Annotated in this window: 15 protein-coding genes; 10 read left to right on the top strand and 5 right to left on the bottom strand. The window is 50.1% G+C overall.

Features of this window, described 5'->3' with window-relative positions; translation table 11 throughout:
- Window positions 1-159 precede the first annotated feature (159 nt).
- From IPJ67_05335 to IPJ67_05325, 3 genes are all read left to right on the top strand, one after another.
- Window positions 160-1236 carry a hypothetical protein gene (locus IPJ67_05335; GenBank protein ID QQR77517.1) on the top strand — a complete coding sequence of 359 codons (1077 nt, stop codon included), beginning with the start codon at window positions 160-162 and terminating at the stop codon, window positions 1234-1236.
- A gap of 111 nt (window positions 1237-1347) precedes the next feature.
- A complete protein-coding gene (locus IPJ67_05330; GenBank protein ID QQR77516.1) occupies window positions 1348-2667 on the top strand; it encodes a hypothetical protein in 1320 nt (439 codons plus the stop codon).
- 156 nt (window positions 2668-2823) lie between these two features.
- On the top strand, window positions 2824-7554 hold the full coding sequence (locus tag IPJ67_05325) for a hypothetical protein (protein QQR77515.1): 4731 nt from the start codon (window positions 2824-2826) through the stop codon (window positions 7552-7554).
- A gap of 178 nt (window positions 7555-7732) precedes the next feature.
- Here IPJ67_05325 and nth read toward each other — a convergent pair whose 3' ends face one another.
- On the bottom strand, window positions 7733-8365 hold the full coding sequence (nth, locus tag IPJ67_05320) for an endonuclease III (protein QQR77514.1): 633 nt from the start codon (window positions 8363-8365) through the stop codon (window positions 7733-7735).
- Window positions 8366-8373: 8 nt separating this feature from the next.
- Entirely contained in the window at window positions 8374-9054 is a 681-nt protein-coding gene (locus tag IPJ67_05315) for a metal-dependent hydrolase (protein ID QQR77513.1), read from the bottom strand.
- Window positions 9055-9207: 153 nt separating this feature from the next.
- Here IPJ67_05315 and IPJ67_05310 point away from each other — a divergent pair, with 153 nt between their 5' ends.
- Genes IPJ67_05310 through IPJ67_05300 form a run of 3 tightly spaced genes read left to right on the top strand, consistent with a single transcriptional unit; the run spans window position 9208 to window position 11176 of the window.
- Complete coding sequence (locus tag IPJ67_05310; GenBank protein QQR77512.1) at window positions 9208-9834, top strand: sigma-70 family RNA polymerase sigma factor; 627 nt, start codon at window positions 9208-9210, stop codon at window positions 9832-9834.
- A 42-nt stretch (window positions 9835-9876) separates the two neighbouring features.
- On the top strand, window positions 9877-10668 hold the full coding sequence (locus IPJ67_05305) for a hypothetical protein (protein ID QQR77511.1): 792 nt from the start codon (window positions 9877-9879) through the stop codon (window positions 10666-10668).
- 10 nt (window positions 10669-10678) lie between these two features.
- Window positions 10679-11176 carry a hypothetical protein gene (locus tag IPJ67_05300; GenBank protein QQR77510.1) on the top strand — a complete coding sequence of 166 codons (498 nt, stop codon included), beginning with the start codon at window positions 10679-10681 and terminating at the stop codon, window positions 11174-11176.
- A 122-nt stretch (window positions 11177-11298) separates the two neighbouring features.
- On the opposite strand, the gene IPJ67_05295 is transcribed toward IPJ67_05300, so the two are convergent.
- From IPJ67_05295 to IPJ67_05285, 3 genes are all read right to left on the bottom strand, one after another.
- A complete protein-coding gene (locus tag IPJ67_05295; protein QQR77509.1) occupies window positions 11299-11778 on the bottom strand; it encodes an FKBP-type peptidyl-prolyl cis-trans isomerase in 480 nt (159 codons plus the stop codon).
- Between the two features lie 85 nt (window positions 11779-11863).
- Window positions 11864-12409 (bottom strand): thermonuclease family protein, encoded by a 546-nt coding sequence (locus IPJ67_05290; protein ID QQR77508.1) that lies wholly within the window; start codon window positions 12407-12409, stop codon window positions 11864-11866.
- A complete protein-coding gene (locus tag IPJ67_05285) occupies window positions 12385-12885 on the bottom strand; it encodes a hypothetical protein (GenBank protein QQR77507.1) in 501 nt (166 codons plus the stop codon). Before IPJ67_05285 ends, IPJ67_05290 begins: the two co-directional genes overlap by 25 nt.
- Window positions 12886-13250: 365 nt before the next feature.
- Here IPJ67_05285 and IPJ67_05280 point away from each other — a divergent pair, with 365 nt between their 5' ends.
- The 4 genes from IPJ67_05280 to IPJ67_05265 all read left to right on the top strand — a co-directional run bounded on the left by IPJ67_05280 (window position 13251) and on the right by IPJ67_05265 (window position 18355).
- Complete coding sequence (locus IPJ67_05280) at window positions 13251-13523, top strand: metal-sensing transcriptional repressor (GenBank protein QQR77506.1); 273 nt, start codon at window positions 13251-13253, stop codon at window positions 13521-13523.
- Window positions 13524-13565: 42 nt separating this feature from the next.
- Window positions 13566-14750 (top strand): efflux RND transporter periplasmic adaptor subunit, encoded by a 1185-nt coding sequence (locus IPJ67_05275; GenBank protein QQR77505.1) that lies wholly within the window; start codon window positions 13566-13568, stop codon window positions 14748-14750.
- Between the two features lie 7 nt (window positions 14751-14757).
- On the top strand, window positions 14758-18021 hold the full coding sequence (locus IPJ67_05270; protein ID QQR77504.1) for an efflux RND transporter permease subunit: 3264 nt from the start codon (window positions 14758-14760) through the stop codon (window positions 18019-18021).
- A 106-nt stretch (window positions 18022-18127) separates the two neighbouring features.
- Window positions 18128-18355: a DUF2892 domain-containing protein gene (locus tag IPJ67_05265; GenBank protein ID QQR77503.1), complete on the top strand. Its 228-nt coding sequence runs from the start codon at window positions 18128-18130 to the stop codon at window positions 18353-18355.
- The last annotated feature ends 101 nt before the right edge of the window (window positions 18356-18456 follow it).

Below are 18456 nucleotides of genomic sequence, written 5' to 3'. Positions count from 1 at the left end.
TACTTGACACAATTCTCTCGACTCCTTCGTAAAAAAACAAAAATACTGTATACTATTTCCCATAGAAGGATTCTGAGATAGAGAATTCAAAAAGAGTCTCACTGGAAAACAAAAATTATGCCTTCCAAAAGACGCAGGCGAAAACCCGTTTGGGCGCAAATGAAAAATGCTCTAGGCGGAGCGTTCTCAGTCGTCCTTGTTTTTGTTATCTCTCTTGGCGTATTCGTAAATCAAGCCAAGGCCGCCTCTCTTACCGCGCTCTCCGACACTCAGAGTCGCGTCAAAAAAGACGAGTTTTCCAATCACACGATCCGATTCACATCGCCGACCGGCGCCGCGGAAGTGACGGATACTATTATTGTCACCTTCCCGTCGGATTTTGATGCAACCGGTCTTGATTTTGGCGATGTCGATCTCTCCTACGGCGCCTCGACCGGCTATGAAAACGAAGCAACACTCGCCGGATCAGCCGGTGCCGCAACCTGGGGCGCCGCCTTTTCTGGCACCGAGAATCGCGTCCTCACCCTCACCTATCCGAGTAGCGGTGGCACCGCGATCACCGCCGGATGGAAAGTTGTCGTCGAAATCGGCACCAACGCCTCGGGCGGCGATACTCAAATCGACAATCCGACAACCGCCGCAAACTATGTCATTGCCATTACCGGTACTTTCGGCGACACGGGACAAATCGCAACCGCAATCGTCGATGACGATCAGGTGGTGGTTTCAACCACCATTGATCCCTATCTCACCTTCACGCTCTCGCAAAATACCGTCTCCCTCACCCGTTCCGGTGGTGTCTTGAATCCCGATTCTTCCAACACCGGTTTCAATAACGGCACCGCCAATACCCTTGCCGCCGCCACCAATGCAACAAGCGGCTACACCATCACCTACTACGGCGCCACCTTGACGAGCGGCGCAAATACGATTGACGCCATGGGAACCAAGACCACTTCCTCGACCGGCACCGAGCAGTTCGGTATCAACCTCAAAGACAACGCAACCCCCAATACCGGCGCCGAGCCCTCTGGCGGCACAGGCGCCCCCGCTTCCGACTACAACACTGCCGACGAGTATCGTTTCATCGCTGATACCACCACCAACCTGGCGACAGCAAGCGCCGCCACCGCCTCCACCACCTTCACCGTGTCCTATATCGTAAACGTCGCCGCCACCACCCAAGCCGGCGCCTACTCAACCACGATCACGTATATTTGCACGGGGAACTTTTAGCCGAATATATTCTCCGCTACTTTCAAAAAAGAGGGGGGCGTAAGCCTTTTTTTAGTATTTGCTCTAAAATAATTTCAAATGAAAAAATCTAAATTACAAAATAATGTTTTAATGACAAATTTTGAAATTCAATCATTCAAATTTCTTTTGAAATTTGAAATTTATCATTTAAAATTCGCCATCATCATATTTTTGGCAAGCATTTTACTTTTTTCGCCAAAAATATCACTGGCTCAAACGACTCCGTTTGAGGTGGCGGCTGAAGGACTCACGCTTTCGCCGCCATCATTTGAAATGACATTGAAGCCTGGCGAAGAAACGGCGCATACCATCCAGATTACCAATCCCACCAAGAACCTGATCGAGCTCTATCCCTCCGCGGGAAACTTCACCTCTTCCGGTGATGGTGGCGAACCCAAGTATGAAATCGGGACGACGGCGCTCGAGAGCAGCTCGCGCTTCTCGATCGCCAACTGGGTCTCCTTCTATACCCCCAAAGTCGCGATCCTCCCCGAACAGGTCGTCGAATTCCGCTTCCGCATCAAGGTGCCGGACGACGCCGAGCCGGGCGGTCACTACGGCGTCGTCTTCCTCGGCACCAAACCTCCCGAAGACAAAGACCAAGAGGCGCAGGTCGCCCTCTCCACCATGGTCGGGAGCCTCCTCCTTGTGCGCATCCCGGGCGACATTCGCGAGGAAATGCGCGTCGAAGAATTCTCGGCGCCCTGGTTCTTCTGGACGCCGCCCGTCGCCTTCACCCTCTTCCTCCGAAATACCGGCACGGTCCACACGCGCCCTTCGGGCGATATCGCCATCGCCGATTGGCGCGGACACACCGTTGAACGTCTCGACATAAATCCTAAAAAAGGAAGCGTCCTCCCCGAGAGCCGGCGGAAATTCGACACAATGTGGAAACCCGATATCGCGCACTTCTGGAATATCCCAATCGGCAAATTCCACGCGACCTTCAAAGCAACCTACGGACAGAAGAGCCAAGAAGTCTCCCAATACATCGCCTTCTGGATCATCCCCAAATGGCTCGTCATCACCGTCGGCACCTTCCTCGGTCTTCTCATTCTCATAATCATCTTCCTCATTATTCGAAGAAAACGAAAAAAGAAACAATCTCTCCCTCCCGTTTCTCCCCCTTCAACCCCTCGTCCTCTTCCACCTCTTCAGCCAGCAAACACCATTCCCCTCGACAAACCCCTTTACCCTTCCACTCCCATTTCCCCCATTCAACCCAGTATTCCCCCTTCGTCCCCTTCACCCCTTCGTCCCATGTCTCCTGTCCAGCCGACCCCTTCCGTTTCCCCCCTTTCGACTCCTTCCACCCCTCCTTCTCATCCAACCCAGAAACCCAACTGGATGAATCGCATCTCCGAAAGTAATGAGGTAACCAAAACCGTCAAAAAGAATATGCGGTTTTGAGAATTCCAAAACAATCAGAAAGCCAGCTCGTGCTATAATCAGGAAGAGAAGTCTTCCTGATTTTTGTTTTACAGCGAGCAAAAAACAACCATGCAAACACGCGTTTCACTAGCAACAAAAAAAATTCATCCTACCCCAAGAAAACAAAAACGACGAATGTTTGTATGTGGTTTTTTTGTTTTCTTTTTCATAACAACTGCAAGCTCTCTCAAAACAGAAACCGCCATCGCCGCCTTCGGAGACATCGTCCAAACAAAACAAAACGGAGCAAATAGCGTTTCGTCCATAACCGTAACGCTTGATTCGGCCGCCACTGCCGGCAATCTCCTTGTGTGCACTCATTTTACGGGCGACGGAAACTCCACCGCACCATCGGGCTTCTCGGAAGCAGTAGCGGTAACCGACGCGACAAACGTCGACCAGGGCGCTATCTACTACAAAATCGCCACAGGCGGGGAAACAAGTATCACTCCCGGATCCGGAGCATCCGATGAAAACGCAGCGGTTGTTATAGAAATTGAAGGGCCATTTGACGCATCTCCACTTGATCAAACCGCAACTCAAGCGGCGGCGAGTGGCACATCCGCACCGAGCGGAACCACGGGAACCACCAGTCAGGCAAGTGAAGTAGCCGTAGCCGGCATCACATATCGAGTGAATGGTCCCAATGTATCCGCGTGGTCGAATTCATTTACCGAGCAGGGTGATGTTGGATCCACATACCTTAAGGGTGTCGCCGCGGCAACCAAAACACTCACTTCAACAGGAACACAGTCTACTACCGCAACTATTGGGAGCGCTACCTATATGGGTATGATCGCTACTTTCAAAGCGGGAAGTTCGGCATCCATCGAACAAGAAGGCTTCCGGTGGCGCGCGGACGACGGGAGCGAGAGCGCCGCTTCGTGGCTTCAGCTTCAGGATGTGAATATTGTCCGCTCGACCGGGACCAACACGAGGCTCCGGACGCTCCTCAATGCGACCGGCGATCCAGCAACCGCCCAGTACCAACTCGAATACAAAAAATCGACCGACAGTACCTATCGCAAAGTTCTCACGGCAAATGCCTTTCCAACGGTCGCTTCGAGCAACACCACAAACGGCACCACGCTTTCTGGAGGCGTCGCGCTCAATATGCCTTCCGGCATCACCGCGGGCGATCTCCTTGTCGCATTTGCCTCAAACGACAATACCGGCGGTACCAATATGGGTATAAGCGGGTGGACACAACTTTTCAGTCAGCAGTATACCGGAAATGTCGTCTCCCACGCTGCCTGGGCAAAAATCGCCGTAGGGAGCGACACGGCGACCCTCACCGGCGCCTCCCAAGACTATGCCGCGACTGTCGTCCGCATTACGGGACACGGCGTTTCGACCATTAGTAGCGATATAAAAGTCGGCACTGCCGCCTCCACCTCCAACGCAAATCCGAATCCCCCGAGCCTCGATGCCGGTTCGTCCAAGAAGTGGCTCTGGCTCGAGTCTTTCGGTGCGGAAGACGACGACAATACCGCAACCTATTGGTCCACCAACTATACCGGTGTCGCACAAGTGGAATCAGCACAGTCCACTTCTTCCACGATGTGTTCTCTCGCCTATCGTCAAAACGAGACACAAACCGAAAACCCGGGAACCATGGCAATGGCCGCGTCGGAAGAAGCGGTGGCGCAGACGATTGCCATCCCGCCCTATGACGAAAGAATTCTTCTTTCTCTTTCTTCCAATATCACCGCAAGCGGCGAAAATACCACCTCCCAGCTCACAGCTCCGTCCGGAAAATCAACGAGCGATTTCGATGCCGGCCGCATCCAAGACGACGAAAACCCTGCAGACACCGTCGATATTACCACCGACGATTATACCGAAATGGAATGGAGCCTTACCGCGACATCCTCCGCCTCGGCGAGTGATATCTATCAATTTCGCGTCACTTCAAATGGGACGGCGCTTACAACGTATTCGGTCACGCCACAGTGGACCATCGGCACGCCCATCACGATTTCCGGATCATCGAATATCGGCGACGGTACGCTCGTCCGTGTTGCCTACAACGGCACGCTCCAGGATCAAATGGCGAGCGTCGCAAGTAGCGCCTGGAGCATCGGATCGGTCGCTACTCCCGGAACCGACGCTATTATCACCGTCTTTTCCACCGATTCGGACGGCGATATCGCGGACAGCTCCGAATCGACCGGTGTCACCAAATATTCCAACTCCGGCAACATCGCCAGCATGGTTTTGAATACCAATACGCTCTCGATCGGCTCCGATCAAAATCTCGGGATCACCGTCACCAATCTCGATCAGTATGATTGCACACAAGACGAAGACGCGATGCACCAAGCGGCAAGTTCAACGCTCGCGGCCCAAGGCTCGAGTTGCGCTGGATCATCAACCAATTCCTATTCCGGAGAAACCGTGAGCATTCTGGGAAGCAATACTCTCACCATCGGCGCTTCTGAGACACTTACGACCGAAAACCTCTCCATCGAAAGCTCTGGTACACTCACCTCGGGTGGCGCGAGTACCTACACTATTTCCGGCAACTGGGCGAATAGCGGCACTTTCACCTCCTCGACCAGCACCGTCACCTTCGATGCCGGCGGAACCGGCAAAACCATTGATGCCGGCGGAACCGGTGCAACCAAAGCATTCTACGATGTCATTTTCAACAATAGCTCGGGCGGCTGGACAATTCAGACAAGCGATATGAAAGTCTCGCGCAATCTCACCATGACCAATGTCTCCGATTGGACACTCGCCTCAGGAAGAACGCTCGAAGTGGGCGGCACCTACTCCATCGTCGATGCCGAGACCTCTGCGACCACCTGGACCGGATCAACGCTCTACCTCAACTCGGCAAGCGCCTATACGGTCGGAAGCAAAACGCAGTCCGTCGAGACCTATGGCACCCTCCAAGTCGGCGCAAATACCGATATTCGCCTCTGGAACTCGTCCGCCGCAACCTACACAATCGACGCAAGCGGCTCGCTTCTTTCTCAAGATCACGCGAACACCAACGGCGACGTGTATACGTGGGGAGACTTTCACACTGGGACGAATGAATACTGGAGCTACGCGACGGATTTCGATGGAACGAGTCTCTCGGGCGGAAGCGAACGACAGGTCGACGTACGTGTCGATCCGGCGGGAAACGTCACGGTCGACTCGGGTGACACGCTCGCCGCAATCGGCACGAGCGACAATCGCACGACCGTGAGCCGTCAGAGCGCCTCCAATGGATACGGCATTGCGATCGCAAGTGGCGGCACCATAAATGCAAATTACACTGATTTTGATTATCTCGATGGCGCGACCGGCTTGGACATCCAGTCGGGATCGACAGTCACGAGTCTCAACAATACCAAATTCGACAATCTCGTCGGCACCGCCGGGACAGCCGACGCATTCATCACCGTCGCTTCGACGGTAATAGGGAGCGGCACAAAGACGATTACCGATGTTCAATTCGACAATACGGGGAGCGGCGCGGAGTTCAATGTGAACCGAATCGGTTCGGATGATACGGGATACTGGGATTTCGACACTTCGACCGGTTCCTTTGACGGTGAAGCGTACGATGGCAAGGGCGGAGTGAATGAGGATAATCCCGGGATGATCCGTTGGGACGACTCGGGGGGCAATACAAACCCGGACGCCCCCGCATCTCTCACACAAAAAAACGGAAGCGATGTCGCCATCGCCGAATCCGCGTGGACCACGTCCAATACGCCGAAACTCGGCTTCACCATTACCGACCCAGATAGCGACACCGTGAAGTACCAAGTCCAAGTCGCGACCGATTCCGGATTCTCCTCACTCGTCCTCGACTATACGCACGGTTCCTTTTCTGCTTCCGGCACAGTCTTCACCTTCATCGTCGGCACCTATGGGGGCGGCAGTTGTTCCGGCACCTGTCCCGCGACACTCTCCGACAGCGCGACCGGCTACTGGTGGAGAGTGAAAGCAATCGACGACAACAGCGCGGAATCCACCTACGTCGAATTCGGCGTCGCCGGCACCATGGACTTCAAAGTAGACGCGACCGCGCCGACCGGTGGTACCGTCTATGACGGCACAAGCGGCGACCAAGATTGGAATGACGGATCACTCACACAAATTTCCGGCAACTGGACCGGTTTCAACACGGATGTCTCGGGACTCTCGAAGTATGAATATGCCATCCGTCGGAAACCCGACGACTTCTACTGGAGCGTCTGCTCCGGCGCGGGTGCCTGGCAAGCGAGCGCCAACTGGTGCGACAATACGACAAGCACTTCCTTCACGCAAAACACGCTCAACCTCTCGACCGGCGTCACCTACTACATTTCAGTACGAACGACCGACAATGCCGGTAACGTCGCAACCGCCGCCGACTCGAACGGCCAACAAGTCCTTCCGCTGCTTTCTTTCTCCTTAAGCGGCAACACCGTCGCTTTCAACAATCTGAACACCGCAAACAGCTACACTGACACCAAAACAATCACAACAACCACCTCGACCAACGCGAGTAACGGCTATACCGTGAAGGTCTATAACACCGACGCTCTCCGCGCGGCCGGCGCGCCGACCGTCACCATTCCTGATTTTTCCGGCACCTGGAGCTCCCCCGCAAGCTGGGGCGGTGGCATCTACGGCTTCGGCTACACCTCAAGTGACACGAGTGTCCAAGGGTCCAACCGCTTCTCGGGAGGCACTGCTTTTGCCGCCTTCACACAAACGCCGCCGGGCGATGTCGTCGCCGACCATACCGACACCGTAAACGGCACGACGGGCGCCATCAGCAATCAGCAATTCACCATCACCTACAAAGTCGCTGCCTCCACAGACCAAGATGCTCTGTACTACCAGACAAGCTCCATATTTATTGTGACCGCGAACTACTAGAGGCTCACATTCCAATCGTCATCCCCACGAAGATGGGGATTCAGACTCCGCCAGATCACAGGAAACATGCTACAAGCTTTTTTCGTACATTTATAATTTTCAGTACGAAGTATATGGATTCCTCCCGCCAGAGCAGGACGGGACGACAGTAGGTTGATTGATACAAAATCTTGCATCTCTACAGTAGCGCTGGACAAATATCTCGTAGCACACACTCCGCACACTTTGGCTTTCGTGGCACACACACGGCGCGTCCATGCGTAATAAGGTACTCATTCACATGGAGATACTCTTCGCGCGGAAAAAGTTTCTCTAAATCTTTCGCAATCTTTTCTTGTTCTTTTTCTTTGGTAAGACCGAGTCGCGGCGCCATCCGCATAACATGCGTGTCTACAGCGACACCGGTAAACTTCCCAAACGCTTTCGCCATCACAATATGAGCAGTCTTGCGTGCAACACCTGGGAACGTGAGAAGCGCTTCAAAATCATCCGGCACTTCCCCGCCAAATTTCTCAACGAGAAGTGTTCCGATACCACGAAGATACTTCGCTTTCGATTTGTAAAAGCCCGTCTGATAAATGTCTCGTTCAAGTTCCGTGCTATCTGCCAGAGCATAATCCTGAGCTGTCCGATACTTTGCAAAGAGCACTTTTGTCACGCGATTCACTCGTTCATCTGTGCACTGCGCCGACAAAACCGTCCCCACAACCAACTCGAGTGGCGTTGACCATTCAACAAACGGTCCCGGCTTCGCATAAGTTTCCTCAAGTCGTCTCAATATTTCCTTCGCACGGTCTTTCTTAATCATCATACGGAATTTTATTGGAGGGCGCTAAGGAGTTGCTTGCACAAGAGGAGAAGCTCATGACCATTTCCAACGATAAAGAAAAGTATACCGCCATACACTGCTATATTGATACGCCGACTCTTTGAAAAAAATTTAAGCGCACTTCCCAGCGCTTTATTTGGGAGAAAGAGCGTCCCGTGAAAATTCACCGCCGCGTATATCTCGTCAAGAATGAGGTGTATCAAGTACCCAAACATTAGGGCAACGCCCAAAAGAAACGCCCGCCATTCATCAAAACCAATACGCGTAGCGAGCGAAAACACGCACAGCCCAGAAAGCACCGCTGCAGGAATCGAGTGCGCCATACCTCGATGTCGCGTAAACCGTTTGAATATCGAACCAAGAATCACCCACACAAATCCTATTGCCCCGATAACCCACGCTGCAACAGAGATATATTCTTGCGGAGCGTGTTTGTGTGCCACGATATACACCAATCCGCCAACAATCAATGAGAGCGAACCGAAGGTCACATGGAACGGCACTCCTGAATCGCTGTCCATATCCGGAAGAATAGCTCCAATTGTCACCATAAGCCAAATGAACACAAAGAAGCTCCACGATGATGGTACCAGCGCAGAACTCATAAGGAGGAAAACACCCAATACTCCGAATGCTATCCCAAACGAAATGTGCGTCCGAAAGTTTGCCACAGTATATTTTTACTTTTTGCTGATGTGATACCAACATACCACGTCTCAAAAAGCTATCAAAACGCTCTGATTTCCCATATACTTCAAGCAAAGATGCAAACTCCTTCATGTCCCGTCCGTATAATATGAAGATTGGTTGAATACACTTTCTCCATGACACCACAAGAAATCCCCTCGACGCAGAATGCTGAGGAATCAAGTGACCACAATCTCGTCATCGCCTCTCTCGCCAATCCAGATGCTTTTTCAGGCATTGTCGAGCGATACTGGGAGCGACTTTTTCGATATGTCCGCCGAATATCGTTCTCATCCGATGAAGACATAGAAGATATCCTGCAGGAGACCTTTATAAAAGTTTACAAAAATCTCAACGCCTTCGATGGCGATCTCACTTTCTCAACATGGATCTATCACATCTGCCGAAACACTGTCATTGATTCCATACGAAAAAAATCCTCCCGACCAAAAACTATCGGGCTCGACACGGAAGATTTCGCCCATCTATTCCAAGACCCGGTGAATATCATCCAGACGATTGACGCTCAAGAACAGCTCAAGAAAATCGCTGCCATCATCGAATCGCTCCCCCTTATCTATCGCGAAGTACTAATTCTCAAGTTTCTCGAGGAGAAAAGTTACGAAGAAATCATGGATATCGTCGAGAAACCAAAAGGAACCGTTGCCTCGCTTATAAACCGAGGACGAAAACTCCTCAAAGAAAAGGCTCAAGAATACGGCATATACGATGACATTGATCGCGACACGATAGAGAAAAGGTAAAAAGGTCTTCAAAATAGCTCTCTTTACGTCATTACTCGCACTATGAACCAACAACATTCCATCCCCGATATCGTCGAAACTATAAAAAAAGAGCGAATCACTCCGATTCCGCGATGGATTCTCATTGCAAAAAATGTCGCCTTCTGGGCACTCCTTGGCGGCATGGGAATCATAGGTGTTCTGTTTCTCTCACTGGGACTCATAGATATTCTCGACATAGGACCCGAAATATTCCATTCATTTGGATTCCGTCGCCTGCCATTCTTTCTCTTTCTTTCGACGCCACTCGTATGGATCGGTCTTTTTGGACTCGCCGTCATATTCGGCATTCTCACATTTCGAAATACCAAGCACGGCTACCGCTACCGCACCTTGTTTGTCGGAAGTCTTATCACGCTCGCCATTCTTACTGCAACACTTCTTGCGCACTTCGCGCGGCTCGATGAGCGACTCGATCGAGCATTCGAAAGCGGTACACCGGAAATATTTCGCGGTATCCTCCCTCCACGAGCATCACGATGGTCATCACCTCAAGACGGGGCACTCGTTGGGAAAATCACTGAGACACAATCAAGTTCATTCCTCCTTCAGGCACCAAATACCAAAATATGGACCGTATTCATTCAGAGCCAAACCAGGATAAGTCCAAATGTCCGTATCGAGTCTGGAGAAAACGTTCTCGTTCTTGGGACTTCGAGTGAGGATAACTCCTTTCAAGCGCTTTTCATCCGTCCATTGCGCGATGATTGGCAATCACAGGAGTCTGATGCAAACTCTCCTTCGGATGCCCCGTATAAGAATATGCGTGGCGCACACGACCGTTTCAATCATTAAGCAAAACTCTATGATTTCAGTAAGAATACTTGCAGCGCTTGTCGTTGCATTTGGTACACTTGCCGCCGGAGGTTTTTTCCTCGTCGGCACCGCTTCCGCAGACAATACAAGCCAAAAGGCATCTATCATCGAGCGAATCGCGAGTCGATTCAATCTCAACAAGGATGATGTGCAAGGCGTTTTTAACGAACAATTTAAAGCGCATCAGGAAGAAATGACGCAACGATTTGAGACGCGACTCTCCGAGGCAGTTTCCAAGGGGACAATTACTGAGGAACAAAAATCCCTCATCCTCGCAAAACATGAGGAACTCCAAAAAGAACGCGAAACAAATCTCGAGGCGCGTCGCAATATGACACCGGAAGAGCGCCGAGCAGATGCCGAGAAACATCGAGATGAAATGAAAGCCTGGGCAGAATCAAACAACATACCCAGTGAGCTTGTTGGCATCGGTATGCGCGATGGTGCACATGGTCGCGGAGGTGGAATGGGACGATTCGGAAAATAATCCGGATACCAAGTGCAAAGCGATTCGCCAAAGGTGCGAAATGAAAAAACTCCCACAGATCAATGTGGGAGTTTTTTATGCATACATATTCGCTCTCCTAAGGGCAAAGATGCCATCACTATTTATTGTATCGATACCAATTCTGTTTCGAATACAAGTGTCGCATTTGGAGGAATAACGCCACCTGCTCCGGTTGCACCATAGCCCTTATCTGCCGGAATTGTAAGTGTCCGTTTTTCACCCACCTTCATACCGAGAAGCCCTTCATCCCAACCTTTGATTACCTGCCCTGCCCCAATCGTAAAGGTAAACGGCGTCCCACGATCGACACTTGAGTCGAACTTCGTCCCATCTGTCAGTCGCCCGGTATAGTGAACCGAGATAGTATCGCCAGACTTCACCACTCGTTCACCCGTTCCTTCTTGCGTTGTCTCAATCTTGAGTTCCGACACAACATCCTTTGCTGGCTGATCCTGCATCATAGCATTTTCTGTTATTTGATTAACCTGTATATTTCCATTCTCTGCATCCGACGATCGATAGAACAACATCCCAACCACTACTATCGCCATTCCCATCACAACGGCAAATACCGTATTCATACATATACTGCTTAAAAAGTTATGAATCGAGTTTTCAGTGTATCAAAATTTTTCTTCAGACGCCACTGAATGGAAACAAAAAACATCATTTGCCGTCATCCCCGCAGGCATCATCCGCCCAGAGACCGCGTTTGTTAATGCGAGCATCCGCTTCCGCTTCACGAAAGAGATCGCGATATTTCACATCCGGCGGATAACTCGATGCTTTGGCATATCCTTCACGCACGAGATATTCATTCACAAAGAGATCGCCAGCATATACATAACGCAGGAGTCGCCCATATTTATCCGTCTCAGAAACGTCTTTCACAAGTCGCACATCTTTCCCATCTACCAGCTCTTTATTCTTGTCACTCGCCTCCTTGCCAAAGCATCCGACCGGACGACGTGGATCAACTGTCTCTGGCGTATCAATACCAATATATCGAACCTTCTGTCCACTCTCGAGTTCCACAGTATCACCATCAACCACTCTCGATATGCGCGACCCTTCCGGAGAATCCACTCTATCGACAGGCTGTTGCAAAGCATCAATTGCCACAATCACAAGCGTGATGAGTGCGGTAGCAAGTGTTGCCCAGGTTTTCCGAGTGATGCGCTTCGACATCATTTTCCAGTCCAAGAATACCATTCAATTGCATCGAGAGAAATCGGTGCGTCAGAGCGCACCTTCACTGCTCGAAAACTCGTATTCTTATCAAGTGTTGCAAAATCATCATCTGAGAAGCCAAACCCAATCGCTGGTCCTACACTCATCAGGACAAGTGTATACTCTCTCCCGGAAGCATCCTCCAAAGAAACCGACACCTTCCGCATTGAACCATCCGAAAGAAGTATGGTCCCTCGCAAGAGATCGGCATCTCGAATTGCTGCTGACCGAAGCAATATCTTACTTGAAGTGCGACTTATCCGAAGTGGCGAATCCGGAGTAAAAGATATCTCATTCTCTCCAATCAGCACTGGTCCAGAAATCTGCACAGTCGCTGCATTATCGAGTCCACCACTAAATCCAAAAAATCTCGCGAAGAGCATAAACATACCAAGAGAGGCAATAATGACCGTGGAAAACAATACGAATGTCACAACCTTTTTGTATTTTTCATTCATACAGATGATTCTTATTTCTCCTAGAGTCTATCTCAAAAATAGCTTTCGACGCTTTTTAGGAAATTTGAATGGAAAATCATGAAAAACGAGGAGGTATATCGAGATATTTTAACGAATTTTGAATGATTTCCCGTCAAAATTTACAGAAAGTAAAGCAAAGATTATTTTTGAAGTAGAATCTAGATTCAGTATGCCATAAAACAAAATTCCCCACAAAACCAATGTATACACTGAGAAGCACCGTAAAACTCCAGGGAGTACGCCATCTTCTCAAATCAATTCTATGTGCTATTTATTTGACACGACTCTTTTCTTCATGTATACCTATACCTATGGTATAGGGATTAATATATTCATCACTCCATATGGACCAGAAAGCAAAAATTTCTATCGCTCTCAAGAAGGCGCGGACAAGCCTCGAAAAAATACTTGCCGCCATTGATACGCGAGACACTGATTGTTTCCCAATTATACAGCAAAACCTCGCCGTTATCGGGCTCCTCAAATCAGCAAATCTCCTCATGCTCGAGAGTCATATGGAACGCACTGCCCAGAAACTCTCCGGTAATCAAGCAAAACAACTCAGAGCTCTCCATAAAGAACTCCTAAAAATTGTGAACACGGCTCAAAGCAAGTAAATAACACAACACATTTGCATTCATTGCAACCGCACACAATCTATGCCAAATATTTTCAAGCGAAAACACTTTCTCATTTCCCTCCTTTTTTTTGGAATCATACTCGCGGGAACGTGGATATGGCATGCCCGCGCCGAAACAAAAAACGCTTCCCTCGTAGCAACGCCTCCAACTCCCGTGAAAATCGAATCAGTTTCACTCTCTTCATTTCAGTCAACTGAAACATTCTCCGGATTCGTCCGAGGCATCCATCAGGCAGATATTTCAGCTAAAACATCAGGGTATATTATTTCACTCCTCAAGGAGCCCGGCGAACGTGTTCGCTCCGGAGATCTCTTGGCCGTGCTCGACGGACATGAACTTATTACAAGCAATCAAAGCGCCAATCTCATACTCACAGCTGCACTCGCCACGCTCGACCGAACAGAACACTATACAAGGCAACAAGTCGACGCCGCAGAAACATCCCTTTCAAAAGTAAAAGATGACCGAGAGAGAGGCTCAGCAACCAGCAAAGATGTCCGCGTCGCCGAAGACGCTGTTCGAACGGCAAAGAAACTCCGAGATGTCGAGAACGCTCAAGCAACAGCATCCGTCGCCGCCATACAGGGCGCTGAGATCACCGCAAAAGACTCTCTCGAAAATCGATTCGTGCGAGCGCCATTCTCTGGAATTATTTCAGCAAAGCACGGGGTAATCGGCGCATTTACGAGTCCCGGGAACACACTCTACAGTATACTTTCGCCCGACAGTCTTGAGATTTCCATATCTGTCCCACTTCGCGTTGCCACATCTATCCAGAAAGACACTGTCGTCTCCATACAACCAGAACATTCCAATCAACAAGTAGCCGGTGTCGTTTTCTCAATCGCTCCCGCAGGAAACGCAGCAACTGGTGAAACCATTGCAACCATACGATTCCGCGATTCCAATGACAAAACCACTCCGACAATACTTTCCGGAGAATACACCTCTGTCGAATTTCCTATCGAACCAGCACGAGAAGCCCTACTCATTCCAGATTCAGCCATAGTGCGGCAATACGATGAAACATTCGTTTTCACTGTCATTGATTCGCACGCGCACAAACAACCGGTCAAAATCGGAGGTCGCTCTGGCGACTCCCGGGAGATTATTTCCGGACTCAATCCAAATGATACGGTTGTCACCGAAGGAATGCATTCCTTGCATGAAGGAATGACCGTGCAAACTCCTCATCATGAATGATTCGTCCATGAAACATCAACCTGAGACACCTAACAAATCCAAATCTCAATCCATCGGATTTGCCGGGAAAGCTGCTCAAATATTTCTCACCAATCAGAAAATTTCACTCCTCACCATTGGCATACTCATCATTTGGGGTTCGCTTTCCTTTGTGTTCATGCCAAAGCAATACAATCCGGAAATCGTCGCCCCAGCATTTTCCATAACCACAGAATTCTCTGATGCTTCTGTAGAAGAAGTCCGTTCTCTCCTCACTCGACGAATAGAAGATGCCGTATTGGGAATTCCAAAAGTAGACGCTATATCCTCTCAATCACTCGTCGGGGGACGAAGCATTGTCATTGTGAAATTCCTCGTCGGATATTCCGAAGAAAGCGCAACCATCGCGCTCAATCAAAAAATTCAGGACATTCAGCCAACGCTCCCCCTCGGTGTATCCACTCCACTCGTTCAATCAATACGCCCCGATGATGTCCCCATTATCGACATTGCGCTCGCATCACCAACACTCTCCGAGAGTTCCCTCCGCAAACTCGCCATTGATGTCTCAGACTATCTCAAGCTCGTACCGGGCATATCAACCGCAGACGTAAAAGGCGGTCGCATCAACCACCTCCAGATCAAATTACATGCTTCGGCACTCATTGCTCGAGGTATTACCATTGCCGATATTGTCAATGCCATCAATCAATCAAGTGGGGCGTTCTCGGTTAATGAAATCCAGAGCAATACCAAAAATCCACTCATCACCATCACTGGAAACATTCGCGATGCAAATGAGCTCTCTCATATCGTCCTCCGCGAAACAAATGGGTTGACACTTCGACTCGGAGATATTGCTGATATTTCTCTGGAGCCCGACACTATCAGAGAATACATTCGACTCTCAGAAAAGAACAAACCAACCGTCGAAACTGTCCATATCGCGCTCTCCAAACTCAAGGGAGAGAATGCCACTACCGTATCCAGTCAGGTTCTCCAGAAACTCGATACGCTCCGTGAAGACCTTATTCCGGATACCGTCTCGATATCCGTCCTCCGCGATGAAGGAGAAACTGCACACGAGGAAATCTCCAAACTCTCCTTCGACCTCATCAAATCAATCGTCATTGTTGGTATACTCCTTGCTCTGTTTCTTGGACTGAGAAATGCTTTTGTCGCTTCAGTATCGATTCCACTTGTACTCCTCGCTGTTTTCGGCGCCGGACTCCTTGCAGGACAAACCATCAATCGCATCACGCTCTTCGCGCTCATACTCTCCCTCGGACTCCTCGTCGATGACGCCATCGTCGTCGTAGAAAATATTGTCCGGTCACTTCGTCTCTCTCCGCATGAGAATCGAATCAAACTCATCGTGCGAGCCGTCGACGAAGTCGGTGGCGCACTCGCACTTTCGACACTCACCATGGCACTCGCCTTTCTCCCAATGGCATTTGTCAGTGGCATGATGGGACCCTACATGGGACCAATTCCTTTCTTCGTGCCGGCAGCGCTCTTTGCATCACTCATCATCTCTGTCACACTCAATCCGTTTCTCGCTCTCCTTTCCATGCCACGTCATAATAGTCCAAGCACGGAGCGTCAGAATTTTTTCGTACGAACATTCGAACACATTGAGCGAGTATATGAACGGACACTTTCCGCGCTCCTCATTCATTCCAGAAAACGAGTCGTAGCACTCGCAGCGACAGGGATAGCACTCATCATCGCACTCATACTTCCATTCACACCACTTGTCCCCTTCCGCATGCTCCCCAAGGCTGACAAGGATCACTTCTCTGTATACCTCGATCTCCCGGAGGGAACAGCCCTTGAGACAACCGATAGAACAGCCAGAGCACTTGAGACAACACTCCTCCAAAATCCCGATATTCTCAGTGTGGAAAGCTTTGTCGGCGCAGCTCCGGTGGTCGATTTCAATGGTCTCTTCAAAGGAAGCTCCGGGAGAAATCTCGAAAGCCAAGCGACACTCACGGCACATCTCACCACAGCAAGTGCTCGCGTTACCACATCGGAGTCCATTGCCTTCCGCATACGAGAGAGCCTCGCCAACTTCCATGAAGCATTCCCCAATGCACTCACGCGCATCATCGAAGATCCGCCCGGACCGCCTGTTCTCTCTACCTTTCTCCTCAAAGTAAAAGGTGAGAACAGTGAGATGCGTGAGCGCATCGCTCGCGATCTCGCACTTGCCTCTGCCGCAGTAAAAGGCGTCGTCGATATCGACACCTCGATTCCCGAGAAAAGTCTCAATCCAACCTATCGCATCAATACCGACAAAGCTTCCCTCCTCGGCGTCTCACTGCGCGATATCGAAATGTCGTTGCACGCGGCGCTATCCGGATCAAAGATTGGGCTGTTTCATGATTCAATAGACAACAGCACATCAAAGAAGGAGCCTGAATATATTGTAATCCGATTCACACAAGAAGACCGTACTCAAGAGAACGACCTCTCGCATATCAAAGTTGCCGGAAAAACCGGGGGACTCGTATCACTCACCACCCTCCTCGAACCAATCGACCAATCCGTCGAGAGAGAAATCCTTTCCGATAACCGAGAAGCAACGACCTACGTATCCGCTGAAATGGGAGATCGAAGCATCGTGTATGCCGTCCTTGATATGTTCCCCTACCTCCTCGACTATCACCTCCCGGACAATGTCGGCGAGCGAGTGTCCTGGTCACCGCTCGGCACCACCTATCGCGACCGAATAACCGGCGAACTCTACCGTGTAGAAATCGGTGGCGAGTGGAAACTGACTCTCGAAGTATTCCGCGATCTTGGCATCGTGATGGGCGTTGTCATGTTCCTCATCTTCTTCGTTCTCGCAGCACGGACCAAATCGCTCCTCATACCCGGACTCATCATGATAAGCATTCCGCTCGGACTCATAGGGATACTCCCTGGATTTGCATTGCTTCAAGCAATCAAAGGAACGTACTTCAATGCCACATCTATGATTGGCGTCATCGCCCTCTCTGGGCTCTCCGTAAAAAATGCTATTATCTATCTGGAATACCTCGAGCCGCTCAAGCACTCTGGTCGACCGATACGAGAAGCTCTCGTCGAAGCCGGGCGCATCCGACTTCTCCCGATTGTCCTCACATCACTCGCCGCCATACTCGGCTCACTCACTATCGTCAGCGACCCCGTCTGGGAAGGACTCGCTTGGTCTATCATCTTCGGGCTTTCCGCTTCGACATTCCTCACCCTCATCATCTTTCCTCTGCTCTACTTCGTCTTTGAGCGAAAACATTGGGAAGAATAAAGAATCGCAGACCTTCCTCCTCACAGTATAAAACTTGTTAAAAAAATCAATAAGACATATTTCTCACACTATTTTCGCGAAAAACATTCTTTCTTAACAAGTCTCTATGTCTCAATCATCTCTCTATCGCGCTGACACAAAAGCGTGGACTGTCGACCGAATCGTTTTCCTCATTGCAGGACTCTTCGTAGCACTATTTACACTTCTTGGCATTTTCATTCATCCGGAATTTCATTGGGTGACACTCTTTGTCGGAGGCATGCTCATGTTCTTCGCTCTCACTGGATACTGCCCTATGGCAATGATTGTTCATACTTTTCTCAGAAAGAAATAGCCACTTTTTCCAAAGAAAAAATAAGAAAGAGACCTTTCTCGAAAATAGAGGTCTCTTTTTGAATGTAAATACCACCGTTCTGTTTGTTTCTCAGAGCTTCC

It is taken from the genome of Candidatus Moraniibacteriota bacterium, from assembly GCA_016699385.1.
In the GTDB taxonomy this organism is placed as follows: Bacteria; Patescibacteriota; Minisyncoccia; order Moranbacterales; family UBA1568.
Note: the sequence above shows the minus strand (reverse complement) of the source record. Positions and strands in the feature narration are given on the sequence as shown.